Source organism: uncultured Draconibacterium sp. (assembly GCF_913063105.1).
In the GTDB taxonomy this organism is placed as follows: Bacteria; Bacteroidota; Bacteroidia; order Bacteroidales; family Prolixibacteraceae; genus Draconibacterium.
The window spans coordinates 1-15395 of sequence record NZ_CAJXYQ010000035.1; the positions used below are offsets into that span (position 1 = coordinate 1).

Genomic DNA, 15395 nt, shown 5'->3' on the forward strand with positions numbered 1-15395 from the left:
TTGACAAATGCAGCTGGTTGCGACAGCACGCTGACCATCAACTTAACTGTTCTGGAAAGCACTACGGCGACAATTGAAGAAGAAGGTTGCGATTCTGTAGTAGTAAATGAAATTCCATATTACACCTCGGGTACTTACACGCAAAACCTGACTAATGAGGCTGGCTGCGACAGCACACTTACAATTGTTGCAACTGTAAATTACAGCTCGGAAGAAACAATAAACAGGACGGTTTGTGATGAAGTGACTATTAATGATTCCACTTATACTGAATCAGGCACCTTTATTCAGAACCTGACGAACAACGCAGGATGCGACAGTACATTAACTATTAACCTGATTGTATTGGAGAGCCCTGAAGATACAATTGATGTAACTGCTTGTGAAGAATATGAACTTAATGGTGAAACATATACTGAAAGTGGAACCTACACTCAGGTTATTGAAAGCGAACAAGGTTGCACCGGAACGCTGACCATCAACTTAACCATCCTGGAAAGTACACTGAATGTAATCAGTATGGTTGTATGCGACGAGTATACCTTAAATGGCAGAACTTATACCCAAACAGGTTCATACCGCCAATACACGACAAATGCAGCTGGTTGCGACAGTACAATAATTTTGAATTTGACTGTTAGAGAAGACATTGTGGAGCTTACCAGCGAAGCAAGCGATTTAACCGTTGAATGTGATGGCTTAGGAAATACTGAAGCTCTTGAAAACTGGTTAGCAACACACGGAACAACCGGTGCTGCTGAAGCAGGCTTTGGTAGAATAACCTGGAGCAACAATTTTGAAGCACTTACTCCTGGTTGTTGCAATACCGGATCAGCAACTGTTACCTTTACTGCAACTGACGATTGTGGCAACAGTGTGTCGACAACAGCCACATTTACAATTGTTGATACCATCGCTCCTACATTTACTGCTCCTGCCGATATTACCATATATTCAGGAGATGACTGCCAATATGATGCAAGCGTAGAAGTTACTGGTGACGTAACTGATGAAAGCGACATTTGCTGTACTGATTTGAATGCAGAATATACAGAAATCACAGAGCAAGGCAACTGTGCAGGAGAATGGATTATTACACGTACATGGACACTTGCCGATGCTTGTGGAAACGAAGCAGAACCTCAGGTACAGGTTATAACTGTTCTTGATAACACAGCTCCAACTGCAGTTTGTAATGATATTACAATTCAACTGAATGAAAATGGCGTTGCAAGTATTACTGTTGCCGACATTGACGGTGGTTCTACCGACAATTGTGCAATAGACACCATGTTTATTGATAAGGAAAACTTCTATTGCGGTGGTTTAGGTGTTAATCTAGTAACATTAACCGTAATTGACGAATGTGGTAATACTTCAACTTGCACTGCATCAGTTACAGTTGAAGAAGGAGAATTTGATTGTGGTGTTGAACCATTCAGAGCAAATCCTGATGTACTTACCTTGATTTATTGCCCGGGTGGAACCGTGACAGGCGATGTAGACTTGCTTGCCAACGATGAAGGTATAACACAAGAAAATTCAAACTTTAATGTGTTAAATACATTACCTAATGGTGTTACAATTACAGATGGTGCATTAAACTATGTAAACGAAGATGCCAGCGAGGCAGTATTAACACTTACTTACTCTGTTTGTCATACTGTAAATACTGAAAATTGCGATACGGCAGAGGTAACCATTCATATTCTGTTGGATACCGACTGTGATGATATTCCAGACGTAGATGATATTGACGATGACGATGATGGTCTTTTGGATATACATGAGCAAGACGAAAATAAGTCGGCTAATGCAGATGGTGATATTGATACTGATGGTGACGGCATAGTTGATCGCCTTGATATTGATTCGGATAACGATGGTATTGTCGACAACATTGAGTGGCAACAAAATATACCAGAAGGTATTCAGTATGAAGCCGATGGTGGTATTGATTTTGGATTTGACTATTATCCTCCGTTAGGAAGTGATTCGGATAAAGACGGTTGGGATGATCAGTATGATGATAACGAACAGAATGTGTATTATCCGGCAATGGATATGGATCTTGACGGAACACCTGACTTCCAGGATTTGGATGCAGACAACGATGGAATTGCTGACTACATTGAAGGATGGGACGAACTACCTTATGACAGTATTGCTGATGTTGATTTCATCGGAACGGATAGCGATGGTGATGGCCTTGACGACGCCTACGACACCTACGACACAAGTCTTGAATGGCTACATGGAAAGAATGCGGTAGGTTCAAATGCACCATTAGTGGATATGGCCGCTGATACGGTGAATAATATTCGAGATTGGAGAGATGACATTGAACGACGTGTTATCCCGGAAGAACCAGAAGCTGAAACCTGCGATGAGTGGAATATTCCTGATGGTTTCTCACCTAATGGTGATGGTTATAATGACCTGTTCAGAATTGCGTGTACTATTGAAAGCGATGCGAAGTTTGAGGACGATTATCCGGATGCCAAAATTGAAATCTTTAACCGATGGGGCAACCTGGTGTTTGAACAAGAACGATTTGGTAACACGTCGCATTGGGGCGAGTACGATGCCTGGTGGGATGGAACATCGATGCACGATATGCAGCTTGGTAAAGACCAGTTGCCAGCTGCCAACTACTTCTACATACTGTACTTCAATAAGGATGGTAAAGAGCCAGTTACGGGATTCGTATTCCTAAATAATTAATTGATTAATTAATGAATGTTAAATCTGAAAAAATTAGAACGATGAAAACAAAATTAAATATAATCAAAGGTTTAGGGATTCTGGCAATAGTAGTAGCAGCATTTACCTCTAATGCACAGCAAGACCCGATGTATACACAATACATGTTTAATACGCAAACCATAAACCCGGCTTATGCCGGAACATGGGAATCGGTAGGTTTTATGGCATTGGGCCGTCACCAGTGGACAGGCTGGGACGGTGCTCCTGAAACTTATTCATTTTCATTTCAGGCCCCGTTAAAAAATGAACGGGTAGCCCTGGGTTTAAATGTAATAAATGACAAGGTAGGTTATGTGAAGCGTTTTTACCTTTATGGCGATTACTCCTACCTGGTTCCGTTAAGCGAAAAAACAAATTTACGATTAGGTTTAAAAGGTGGGTTTACAAGTTACAACCACAACCTTGCTGAGCACAATATTATCGATCCGGGTGATCCTTCATTTGTTGGTGATATTGACTCGAAACTAAAACCAAACTTTGGAGTTGGAGCATTTCTGTACGGCAAACGTGCTTATGTTGGATTCTCTATTCCAAGGGTTATCAATAGTAAATTTGAAAGCGATTATCAAAACTTTTCGGTTGAAGGACAACTACGTCATTACTTCTTAATGGCCGGGGCTGTTTTCGACCTCGGAGAAAATGTGAAGTTTAAACCAACGGCTTTAACAAAAGCATCGTTTACTTCTGAAACCGGGACTCCACTTCAATTAGACCTGACAGGTAATTTCCTCATAAAAGAAAAACTTTGGTTAGGTGCGATGTGGCGCTCGGGTGATTCGTATGGTTTTATTGCCCAATGGTTGTTTGCCGAAAAACTGAGAATTGGTTATGCCATTGACTTTGCAACAACAAACCTGAAGCATTACAACAATGGCACCCACGAAGTAATGGTGTCGTACGAATTACGATTTAAGAAAGAAAAAGTTGTATCGCCAAGATACTTCTAGAAAAATATTTTGATGTTGTGTTTAGAACCCGAGTCGCAGCTTTCCTTGTTGCGGCTTGGGTTTTGTTTTTAAATGCTCTTTTACCAAACCATCAATAACCGGCAAACAACGGCCACAAGAAGTTCCCGCCCGGGTTAGCGATTGAATTTGCAATGTAGAATCAGCCCCTTTTTCCAGCAGTTTTTTTATCTCTTTTTCATCTACAAGATTACATAAGCACACTAATCTGTTAGCCATTACTTACTGTTTTTTTGAGTTACTTTTATGTCGGGATATTGCAACCGTAACAATCTTTAGCATCAGGCAATAAACTTATTTTCAACAAATACTTTTACCTTTCTGAAAATTTCTATCACAGTGTCGTTTTTCGGCATCGAGTTATAAATTTTTTCAAGGTAACGTCGTTCCATCATTAATTCAAATGAAGGACGATAGTTAAGATCATACACCCAGGATAACTGCATCACTTTAATATCCAGCTCGTTGACAACCTTTTCCTTTGATACAAGACTACCCTTTAAGATTTGTTTTGAAACATCAGGCGAAACAGTATTTCCTTTAGGCATTTCCCAGGTTAATGTATGATTTGGCGTAGCTTTTGGATTAGAATAATAATCGGTAATTACCCTTAAAATATCCAGTTTATCGGCATCCCGTATTATTTGTGCCAGCAGTCGCTGTTTATCACTCAATTGTTTTGGTAACCCAAGTTTATTATGCTGTTGTATAGCCAAATAAATCAGGTTAACCTGGTCCTCATCCAGGTCATTAAAAAAATTCCCGTTTTTAAGAACATCAATACCAAACGCTGCATGATCAACTGATTTTGCATCACTAAAAGTATTGTAATCTTTTAGTTGTTTAAATCTTCCGATATCGTGATACAATCCAATAAGAAACGATAGATAAACTTCGGTTTCATTTAATCCCAGTTTGGAAGCCAGCATAACAGCAAGATCTGCAACCCGGTATGAATGGTTTCGTTTTATTTCAATATTTTGGAGTTGCTGTTCATCAAAACCTTCGATAGCTTCAACATACGAATCAAATTGCTCTCTGGCAAGGTTAACCCTATCCTTCATTGTTTTCTGTTTTATGCCACAAAAGTAGCGATATAAAAAAACGACAGCTAAAGGGAGCAAAGCATTTTATTAACAATTAATCCTAAGCTAATCTTCAATTTCACTACTCACATTCGGGAAATTTGTTACTTTTGCACGCAAATGGTCCCATAGTTCAATGGATAGAATACAAGATTCCGGTTCTTGCGATCTGGGTTCGAATCCCGGTGGGATCACCAACAAAAAAAACCGTAGTAAGCTAAAAGAAAAAGCTTATTACGGTTTTTTATTAGCTGAATATTCTAAATGTTGAGTAAAAACAATCTGCTTACTTTATAAACCTTATTGACTTTGGCTCTTAACCAGGAGAATTAATCAACATTTAATTATTGCTCACAGCGTCTCTCTAAATACTTCATGGCTTTACGGTTAGGCCAGACCATTGCCAATTGCAATAATTACAACCCCTATAATCATTGCTGCAAGGCCAATATACAAGGCACTTTTAGCTTGTTGTTTTGCCGTAGCCCACTCTTTTGTTACTATTCCTCCAACAACGGCAACAACCACCGACATGGTATTAAAAATTGCGTATCCGATAGTGCCTCCTGCTTTGCCAAGAACAAAAGCAGAATAGGCAAATAAAATAGATGCTGTAAAGTTTAGTGCGGCCATTAAACCTGCCAACGACACATTTTTACCAGCCTCAGCCACGCGAAAGGCAGCCCACATTTTCTTCCGGGTAATTTGTATAAGAAAATAAGGTATTACAAATAGGCCACCAGACACATAAACGATAAACATGGAGGCCACAGAAGTTAGCCAGCTTTCGTTCCCGTTTTTTTCAACAGCAACAGCAATAGCTTCTTTCCCAAATTCGTTTGCAATATTAAATCCCGTGCAAAGTAAACCTCCAACCACGGCAATTATTATCCCGGTCATCATCGAGCCACCAGCGGCTTTCTCTCCACTTTTATTTCCCTCGCGCAATATACCGGCACGTCCATTCATTACTATGCCCAAAAGAATGACCAAAATACCGAGGAGGATAGTTAGCAAAACATTGGTTGCTGGCAAGCCGTAAATAAAAAAGGGCAGTAAGGAACCAATAAAAACAATGGTACCGATAAAAATGGAGAAGCCTAACGACAAGCCAATATGGTTAATGGCTTTTCCCCACAAAAGCATTCCAACTCCCCATAGAAAACTGGGGATTAGCATTTTTAATAAAACAGCTCCCCCAACATCGCTCAACACCTGTGCAAAATTATCAATTAGTGAAAATCCCAGTATTACAGGAATAATCCATAACATAAATAAATAGCAAACACCCCAGGCATTTTCAAACTCATAGTTTTTTACAAATTTTCCGGGCATAGCCCAAAAGCCTAACATTACGCCGGCAAATACCGCGAATAGAATTCCAATCATAGTTGTATTGTTTTAGTAGTGATTTCTAAAATTTCAATTTGAATATGGTTTTACTCGTAAATTTCTCATTAGCCTCGATAAAGGTATTGGGCGATTCGGAAAGATTTGGACCATTTTGCCAACGATGTGTTTCGCAGGCAAAGGCACGGTATCTTCCATATTTTTCGTTCTCGTTTCGTTGTAGCTCGTCAGCCATGTATTTGGCGGTGTAAAAAAGCATGCATGGTTCTGTTGATAAAACTTCCAGCTTTCTACCGGATTCTTTATCTTCAATTTCGGCAATGGCCTTAAGCTGTTTTGTGTCGGTATCAAAAATGTAAAAATGTTCAAAACCATCGCCAAGCTCCGATTGCACCTCTTTTATTGTTCGTGCACTGCGCAAATCATTAATCGTACCTTCAACATTTACGACCCCGGTAGCGGCACCTGTTTGGTCGGTTTCCATTAACTTGTTGGTGTTAATTTTAACCAGGTTATCCTGAATATCAGTATTAAAACCGGAAAGATTCCAATAACTGTGATTGGTCATCGATAATGGTGTTTTTTTATCCGCAATAGCCTCGTAATTCAATACAATCTCATTGTTTTCGGTAAGAGTTACTTTTACCTGCGCCTCAACATTTCCCGGAAAGCCTTTTTCCATGTCCTTGCTCCACAAACGAAAAACAACAGCATTTTCAGTCCGGATTGGCTCTGCTTCCCATATTTTTTTATCGAAACCAATGGTTCCACCATGCAGGTTATTTTCTCCACAGTTTTTGGCCAGCTTGTACTCCCGGCCATCTATCTCAAATTTTGCGTCTTTAATTTGCGAGCAATAACGCCCCACAGTGCATCCAAAATAGGGTGCGTTAGCTCTGTATTTTTCTGAAAAATAGTCTTCAAAGTTATCAAAACCGCAGGCAATAGAAACAGGTTGTCCCTTGCTGTTGGGAATGGTAATTTGCGTAATGGTAGCACCAAAATTCATTAACCTAACCTGCATTCCTTGGGAATTTTCAAGCGTATAAAGGCTTATTTTCTGGTTTTCGAAGCTTCCAAAATTCTGCTGTTTTATGGTCATCGTTATTTGGTTTTTAGTTCTGATAATATTCTCTTCCAGTCACTCTCCGCATATTTCTGTTTTTTACTGATAGTTCAGTCCACTTCGTATGGTAAGTTTTAAAAACCCCGGATTTATTTTACCGGGGTAATATTGTTGCCTGAATTAGTTAGCTACACAAGCTCGTATGGAGCCAGTTTGTCCCAGTTGAAAACTACTCCGGTACCGGGATAATCGGGCGCAACTGCACGATGGTTTTCAACAACCAAGGGGCGAGTAGTATATTCATCAATAGGAAAACTATGCACCTCAAGCCAACCGGCATTTTCTTGTGCTGAAACCAAACTCACATGCAATTCCTGCATTCCATGCGAGCATACCGGGATATTGTATTTACGCGACATTTCGGCCGCTGCCAAAAAACCGGTTATTCCGCCACAGTTTGATGCATCGGGTTGAATAAAAGAGAGTTTTGCCTGCTCGAAGGCATATTCAAATTCGTGAATAGTGTGCAGGTTCTCTCCCATTGCCAACGCCATACCCGTTTCGTCTGCAATTTTTGCGAAGCCCAGATAATTATCCGGGATAATTGGCTCTTCAAACCAAAGAATGTTGTAAGGTTTAAAGCGTTTAATACACTCAATGGCTTTATCAACTGTCATTGAATAATTGGCATCAACCATAAAGGTTATATCGGGACCAATAAACTCGCGCACTGCCTTTATTCGTTCAATGTCGCGATTGAGATCAGGGCTGCCAATTTTTATTTTTACAGCATTAAAACCCGCTTCCAAATAACCTTTCATATTATTTAAAAGTTTCTCAATCGGAAACTGAAGATCGATTCCACCACAATAGGCTTTGCAGGTCTTGTTGGCTCCTCCGGCCATTTTCCACAATGGCAATCCGGCTTTTTTACACTTAAAATCCCACAATGCTATATCAATAGTTGAGATGGCAAACGACGCAATTCCTCCACGGCCTACATAATGGATATGCCATTCCATAAAATCGTAAATCTCATCAATGGCATCGCCGTCTTTCCCAATCAAGGCTGGTGCAAGATCATATTCAAGCATTGCCTTAATGGCTCGGCCACCTTTGCCTCCGGTATAGGTATAGCCCGTTCCTTCACTGCCATCTTCTAAGGTAATGGTTGTGGTAACCAGCTCAAAATGGGTATGATCGCCATGTTTAGCATCGTTAAGCACCTCAGGAAGAGGCACTTTAAACAACTGCGTTTTTATCGTTTGTATTTTGGTCATTTTTTATTTTGAATTAGGGCAAAGGTGGTTCTGTCATCCACATCGAAACGTTTGCCACCCTGAATCTGCCAGCTATAAACTGTGTAAAGTCTATTGAGCCTTATGCCGTACGTAAAAAGTTTTCTTTTCCAGATACTGTTCAAAACCGTATTTCCCATCTTCTCCACCGGTACCACTCATTTTATACCCGTTATGAAAACCCTGGTGAAGTTCCCCGTGTCCGCGATTGATATAAATTTCGCCAAACTCCAGCTCTGTATTGCAACGCATAATTTTATTCATATCGTTGGTAAATACCATGGCCGCCAAACCAAATTCACAATCGTTGGCATAAGCAATTACCTCTTCAAAAGTTTTAAACTTTAGCACCGGTAAAATTGGGCCAAATGCTTCTTCGTGCACCACGGTCATATTCTGTCTTACATCAGTTAAAATGGTTGGCATAAACCAATTCCCTTTTTGAAATTCAGCTCCTTCCGGTGATTTTCCGCCATAAGCCAGCGTTGCACCTTCTTTTAAACTAACTTCAACCAGGTGCTGCATATTTTTCATTTCCGCCTTATTTACCTTTGGCCCTATGTCGGTTGAATCATCAAAAGGATCCCCAATTTTTAGCGCCTTCACCTTTTCCATAAATTTAAGCATAAAGGCATCATAAATATCTTCGTGAATGTACATGCGCTCGTTACAGGTGCACACTTGCCCACAATTATCAAAACGCGAGTGAAGCGCAGCAGCCACTGCCTCGTCAATATCAGCATCCTCGAAAGCGATAAAAGGTGCCTTTCCGCCTAATTCGAGCTGCACATGAGCCAGATTTTCGGCGGCTGCTTTAAAAATAGCCTGACCGGCCGGAGTGCTTCCTGTCATGCTTACCATTTTGGTAATTGGATTTTTTACCAGTGCATTCCCCATGGTACGGCCTGGCCCGTTAACAATATTCAGAACGCCATCGGGGATACCTGCTTTTTTAGCCATCTCGCCCAGCATAAAAGTAGAAAGAGGAGTTTCGCTGGTAGGCTTTATTACCATTGTATTTCCGGCAACAAGCGCCGGCCCGATTTTACGGCCTGCCAAAGCCAACGGAAAATTCCATGCGGTTATAGCCACCACCACCCCGCGGGGTATTTTTTGAATCCAGATTTGTTCGTTTTCGTTATCAGAAGGAATAATATCGCCTTCGATACGGCGGGCCCACTCGCAAGCATATTCAACAAACGAACAGAATACGTCTACTTCAAACAAAGCCACTTTATACAGCTTGCCCTGCTCTTTTGTAAGCACTGTTGCCAGTTGTTCGCGCTTGGCCTGAACCTCGGCACAAAGTGCACGAAGCAAGTCGGCGCGTTTTTTAGCCGGAGTAGCAGCCCATGCTGTTTTTGCAGCTTCTGCAGCTTGTAAGGCCACTACTGCATCAGCTTCATCGCCATCGGCCACAAGCCCAACCACCTCGTCGGTTGAAGGGTTTAAGACATCGATGTAACAACCGTTTAAGGGTGCTACCCACTGGCCATTTATAAATTGGTCGAATTTCATATTTTGCGTTGTCATTGTTTTATAAATAAGATTATTTTTTACCTATCATCTCTTTAATTCTACATAAAAAAAGAGTAGCATGACGCCTGCTAAACTTCGTTTTCGCCTTTTACATATCCAAAATTGGCCAGTATTCCACCGTCGACATAAAGTACCTGACCATTAACAAAATCGGCAGCTTTCGATGATAAAAACAAACAGGCATTTCCAACATCCTGAGGGTCTCCCCAACGGCCGGCAGGTGTGCGGGTCATTACCAAATCGTTAAACGGATGTCCGCCTTCGCGAATAGGAGCAGTTTGTGCTGTAGCAATATACCCCGGCCCAATTCCGTTTACCTGCAGGTTGAATTTTGCCCACTCGCAGCACATATTGGCAGTTAACAATTTAAGTCCGCCCTTTGCTGAAGCGTAAGCCGAAACGTTTTGGCGACCATAAACACTCATCATCGAGCACATATTAATAATCTTCCCCTCACGGCGTTCAATCATTCCTGGAGCAATACGTTTGGCAACAATTAATGGAGCAACAAGGTCTACATCAATAACCTGTTCGTATTCTTTCACACTCATCTCTAAAATCGGAATTCGTTTTATTATTCCGGCGTTATTTACCAAAATATCAACAGGCCCAACTTCGTTTTCAATTTTTGTTACCCCTTTATCCACTTCTTCCTCGCTGCACACATTAAAATTCAGGGTATACACATCAATTCCATCTTTAGCGTATTCCTCTTTTGCTGCTGCCAGTTTTTCCTCATCAATATCGTTTACGCAAAGTTTTGCACCAGCTTTTGCCAGAGCTTTTCCGCAAGCCATTCCAATTCCGTGAGTTCCACCGGTTACCAAAGCAACCTTACCTGTTAAGTCAAAAAGTTCTGTTGTATTCATTTTCTAATTTTTTTGATTAATTATTTATTGATTTCGTCTTATATAAATTCTCCTGGGTTCAACTGTTTCATAGCAATGTTACTAGGCATTACAATCCACTAAAAACTTCATACCGTCGGGAGTAGAATCAATCATCTCAAACAAGCTCTGGATGTTCTCAAGCGGTTTTATTGCTGTTATTATTTTTTCAAAAGGATAGTTGTTTTCGGTGATTAAACGAATTGATTCTTCATAGTCTTCTTTCTCATACACGCGTGCACCAATTAATTCCAGTTCTTTCCAAAAAAACTTAAACAGGTTTACTGGTTTGGGCTCTCCATAAATAGCTACAATTACAATTCTTCCGCGTATACCGGCCACTTCGGTCATAATATCCAGAGCTGGTTGCACACCGGCTACATCAAAAACAACATCAGCCAAACGGCCGTTGGTTTTTTCTTCAACGTAAGCTACCAAATCAGTTTTTGCCGGATTAACAACCTCAAAACCCATTTCGCGGGCCATATTAATCCGAATTTCATTTACCTCAGAAATAATTACATTGGCTCCTTTGTGTTTGGCAACCATTGCAACCAATAAGCCGATTGGGCCACCACCAAGAACCACTGCTGTTTCTCCCTTTTTTGTGCGTCCACGACGAACATCATGACAGGCAACAGAAAGTGGTTCGATAAGTGCTGCCAGTTTCAAATCGGTTTCTTGCTTTAATTTATGCAGGGTAAACGCAGGCACATTCCAGTACTGCTGAAAAGCACCGGGACTGTCGATTCCAATAAATTTCAGCTTTTTTGCAATATGGCCAAAGCCTTTATCTGATGCTTCCTCCAGTCGGTTATCCAATGGGCGAACTGTTATTTTTTCACCAACTTCGAACCCCGCAACACCTTCACCAATAGCGTCAATCACCCCAGACATTTCGTGCCCAATCGTTTCCGGAATATTCACCCGTTTATCCATCATGCCATGGTAAATATGCACATCGGTTCCACAAACCCCGCAATAAGCTACTTTTACTCTTACTTCACCGGCTTTTGGTGCCTCTATCTCTTTTTCAACTATCGAAAAAGTTTTGTTTCCTTCGTATAAAGATGCTTTCATTATTATAGTTTTAATAGTTAGTATACGATTGAAAAGGTATGTTTTCAAATCGCCAAGCTGTATTATTCCTTTTTCATCTGTACAATATCGTTCGAAGCCCATAAACGTTATTCCTTCGATACATTCTGAATCCATTCGTGTTTTTTATACGACTATAATTATGTTTTAATTATAAGGCACAGTTTCATTTTGAGCCAGTATAATTATTCCACTTCAAGTTGAAATCAGGGTGGCAATTTATCAGTAAAAAGCAAGAACGACCGAGGACAATCTTCGTTAAAACAAGGGGCAAATTTATTTTAGCTTGTAATAGACCATCTACTCAATCACAACAATATCACCTGACTACAAATCACTTAGCCAGAAACACTGCTATCTAAGATGATTCCCAACCAACTATTTCACAAGGTTGTCTAATTCTTTGCCTTCTTATTCAAATCCTATTGCACGCGGAACCTGAATATCGCTTTCGTATTTTGCTCCATCCTGGCCGGTAAACTCTTTATAGAAATGATAATACGAACCGTAGCGTCCGTGTTTATTTTCCTGCTCAATACGCTCCTGCTTCCAGTTGTTGTAGTATTTTGTTGCTTCGGCCTGGTCGCCAATTAAAAAGAAGTAATCGTTGGCTGAAACAGTTCTGCCATCTTTGTCAGTCATTTCAAGCGTTACAAAAAATTTCTTGTTTACGGAGCTCAATACATCTTCCTCGATTTCAAAAAACAATTTGGCACTGTTCTCCTCAACCTTTTTTACAGCGAAGTTTTTATTGCTCAATACTTTTCCGCCATCGTCTTTAATTTCAAATCGTATTTCAAGGTTTTCGTACGCTTCGTATAAATCATTCACAACCCAGATATTTCCAACAAAAGGCTCATCGTTATGCCAACGGCGTTTTGTAAACTGGAAATTCACCAGCAGCGGCTGGTAGGCTTTTTGCACAAAATTGAACGAATTTTTAGGTTTTTGGTAAGCGTCAATTATTCCCCACTTCATATCGGGGCAGTAGGTAATAAAATGGCACAGGGCAATGCCACTTAACTGTGGTTTATCGCGACGAAAATGCTCAATTCCATTTTGAAAGATAATCCCCTGGGCGTCTTGCGATGCTTCCACAAATTCTTCCAACGAGCCTTTCATTTCGCTTCCAAAAACGTCCCAGTTTTGCATACGCAAGCGGGTTAGGTCGGCCCAATGGTGTCCCCAACTTAAACCCGGAGGCCACATTTCCTCTTCCGGAATAAATTTTTTCAAGCTCTCGACATCAGGAACCGAGGTAATGGCAAACTCCGGCACTATGGGATACCCATCGCAATATTCCTGGTACCAGTCTTCGTGCAACCATTGGCCCATATCGTAAAAATAACGCAAGGCATGAACGGCTTCTTTTGGCTTAAATCCGGCTTCCTGTGCCACATGGTCGGTCATTGGCGAATCGGGCACATAAGGCAGGTTTACATAGGCCTGTAAGGAATCGCCCAAACGCTCAAGAAAAGCGCGCCCGGCATGTGGATCACGCGTGCGGAACATCATTTCTTCACCTCCCTCCATCATAATCAGCGATGGGTGGTTGCGGCGTTCTTTTACAACCTTTATACCTTCGTTAAAAATTTCAACAAGGTTTTCTTCGTCGTACGGAATGTTTCCTGTTCCCAGCGGAATCATATCTTGCCAAACCGTCATCCCCATTTCGTTACAGTATTGGTAGAATTCAGGAATTTCTGGTGGGTGCCAGCCGAAAATACGGATGTTATTCATATTCATCTCTTTGGCGAGGCGAATCAGTTCCTTATATTCTTCTGGTGAGGTGCGTCCAACAAAAATATCGGGTGGGCCTCCCCAGCAAGCCGAACGGATGAAATGGAATTTACCGTTAATGTAAGTTGAACGCGGAAAAGTAACATCCACATCTTTTTCGAAGCCGGGATTCCATTTCATGGTAACTTCGCGAATACCGAAAACCGTTTGATTGAAATCGTGATTGACCTGGTCGTCTTTTAAGGCAATATCAATTTTGTACAGGTTTGGATCGCCCAAATCCCATGGATACCACAATTTTGGTTCTTTTAAATGAATGTTTTTTACCACCTTTTGCAAGCCGGGTCTAATAGTTTCCGAGAATTCAATATCCACATTTTTCATGTCGAAATTATGCCCTGCCAGGGTTGCGGCAAAATCCATTTGTTTTGCTTGCTTACCGGTGTTTTCAACCGTAATTTCAAGTTTTACATCAGCCGAGCCATCTTTGTTTATATTGTTATTGGCATACACATCGTTAAAACGTACTTTACCGGTGCGTACCATTTTTACCGGACGCCAGATACCAATTGGAGTAAGATCGCGGGTATAATCGCCAAACCATGGTGTTTTTTTACCGGCTACAAACGCGTTTACCTGTGGCGGCGGATCAAGCTTAACCATTAGCATATTTCTGCCCTTTTGTGCATCCCACGGATGTGTGCGCAAATACTTAGTTATATCGAAAGAAAATTTCGAAAATACTCCTTCGTGTCCGCCAAGGTAATGACCGTTTAGCCACACTTCGCAACTGTAATCAACACCCTCAAAAACCAATTCTACAATTTCGTCTTCCGGAATTTCCTTCATATCAAACTGGTGCGAGTACCACCATTCGTATTGTTGCACCCACTGTGCACGAACGTTATTGCGTCCGAAGTACGGATCGTCGATTACTCCGGCTTTCCACAAATCAGTGTATACATCGCCCGGCACCCGGGCATTGTTCCAAACCAGCGTTTCAATATCTTCTGACGGCAGGCGATGCAGTCCTTTTTTTACCCCTTCGCCAGGCAACATCATTTTAAACTTCCATTTCATTCCGCTTAAATCGCGTACTCTGTTCATATCGGCTGCAGAGAAGGTTGTGTTGGGTTGCGCCATAACCTGCACACTGAGAATAGAAATAAGCAGAAGCAAGCAAATATTTAATTGCTTTTTTATTCTCTCTTTATGTTTTTTCATTTTCCTACTGGTTAAGTTTGTTTTCACTCTTGTTTTTAAAACCGGAAAGACCTTGAAGCATGGTCTCTCCGGAATTCATCTAAGTAAATATCTAATTAAACTTATGAACTAATTGGTGTCTGTTTTAACAGCCGAATCATCTTTTTTACCTTCATCGTTGGCTTCACCTTTTGCGGTGTGACTGTTTTTCACCCACGAGCGGAAACCACGAATATACTGCCAGTCATAGGTTTTGTATTCGTGTGTCAGTCCTTGCCGCATAATTGCTGTTGGCTCAGCTTCATTATCAACTGTACGATCCAGGCCAATTGCATGTGGTGCACCCTTAATCGACGACATAATTTCGAAATTTATGCCATCCGGCGCCCATTGAATGG

Annotated in this window: 11 protein-coding genes, 1 tRNA gene and 1 pseudogene; 3 read left to right on the forward strand and 10 right to left on the reverse strand. The window is 41.1% G+C overall.

The features are described from left to right. Together QZ574_RS19105 and QZ574_RS19110 are read left to right on the forward strand one after the other, a co-directional pair. Positions 1 to 2724 (forward strand): gliding motility-associated C-terminal domain-containing protein (locus QZ574_RS19105; protein ID WP_297092547.1); only part of this gene is annotated, 2724 nt, incomplete at its 5' end. Between the two features lie 41 nt (positions 2725 to 2765). Then, a complete protein-coding gene (locus tag QZ574_RS19110) occupies positions 2766 to 3713 on the forward strand; it encodes a type IX secretion system membrane protein PorP/SprF (RefSeq protein WP_297092550.1) in 948 nt (315 codons plus the stop codon). Positions 3714 to 3734: 21 nt separating this feature from the next. Here the strand turns inward: QZ574_RS19110 and QZ574_RS19115 are convergent, their stop codons facing one another. Continuing rightward, positions 3735 to 3950, reverse strand: coding sequence for a (2Fe-2S)-binding protein (locus tag QZ574_RS19115; RefSeq protein WP_297092552.1), 216 nt, complete (start codon positions 3948 to 3950; stop codon positions 3735 to 3737). 62 nt (positions 3951 to 4012) lie between these two features. Beyond that, positions 4013 to 4795, reverse strand: a complete 783-nt coding sequence (locus tag QZ574_RS19120) for an HD domain-containing protein (RefSeq protein WP_297092554.1) — start codon at positions 4793 to 4795, stop codon at positions 4013 to 4015. A gap of 143 nt (positions 4796 to 4938) precedes the next feature. Here QZ574_RS19120 and QZ574_RS19125 point away from each other — a divergent pair. Further along, positions 4939 to 5013: transfer RNA gene (locus QZ574_RS19125), tRNA-Arg, on the forward strand. Positions 5014 to 5203: 190 nt separating this feature from the next. On the opposite strand, the gene QZ574_RS19130 is transcribed toward QZ574_RS19125, so the two are convergent. From QZ574_RS19130 to QZ574_RS19165, 8 genes and pseudogenes are all read right to left on the reverse strand, one after another. Next, positions 5204 to 6205: an L-rhamnose/proton symporter RhaT gene (locus tag QZ574_RS19130; protein WP_297092556.1), complete on the reverse strand. Its 1002-nt coding sequence runs from the start codon at positions 6203 to 6205 to the stop codon at positions 5204 to 5206. A gap of 25 nt (positions 6206 to 6230) precedes the next feature. Then, on the reverse strand, positions 6231 to 7268 hold the full coding sequence (locus tag QZ574_RS19135; RefSeq protein WP_297092558.1) for an aldose epimerase family protein: 1038 nt from the start codon (positions 7266 to 7268) through the stop codon (positions 6231 to 6233). Between the two features lie 152 nt (positions 7269 to 7420). Further along, positions 7421 to 8512: a mandelate racemase/muconate lactonizing enzyme family protein gene (locus QZ574_RS19140; RefSeq protein WP_297092560.1), complete on the reverse strand. Its 1092-nt coding sequence runs from the start codon at positions 8510 to 8512 to the stop codon at positions 7421 to 7423. Between the two features lie 90 nt (positions 8513 to 8602). Then, a complete protein-coding gene (aldA, locus tag QZ574_RS19145; protein ID WP_297092562.1) occupies positions 8603 to 10063 on the reverse strand; it encodes an aldehyde dehydrogenase in 1461 nt (486 codons plus the stop codon). A 74-nt stretch (positions 10064 to 10137) separates the two neighbouring features. Beyond that, positions 10138 to 10938 carry a gluconate 5-dehydrogenase gene (locus QZ574_RS19150; RefSeq protein WP_297092564.1) on the reverse strand — a complete coding sequence of 267 codons (801 nt, stop codon included), beginning with the start codon at positions 10936 to 10938 and terminating at the stop codon, positions 10138 to 10140. A gap of 81 nt (positions 10939 to 11019) precedes the next feature. Then, complete coding sequence (locus QZ574_RS19155) at positions 11020 to 12036, reverse strand: zinc-binding dehydrogenase (RefSeq protein WP_297092566.1); 1017 nt, start codon at positions 12034 to 12036, stop codon at positions 11020 to 11022. A 429-nt stretch (positions 12037 to 12465) separates the two neighbouring features. Continuing rightward, complete coding sequence (locus QZ574_RS19160) at positions 12466 to 15018, reverse strand: sugar-binding domain-containing protein (protein WP_297092568.1); 2553 nt, start codon at positions 15016 to 15018, stop codon at positions 12466 to 12468. A gap of 108 nt (positions 15019 to 15126) precedes the next feature. Continuing rightward, positions 15127 to 15395: pseudogene (locus tag QZ574_RS19165) on the reverse strand (hypothetical protein); the annotation flags it as partial.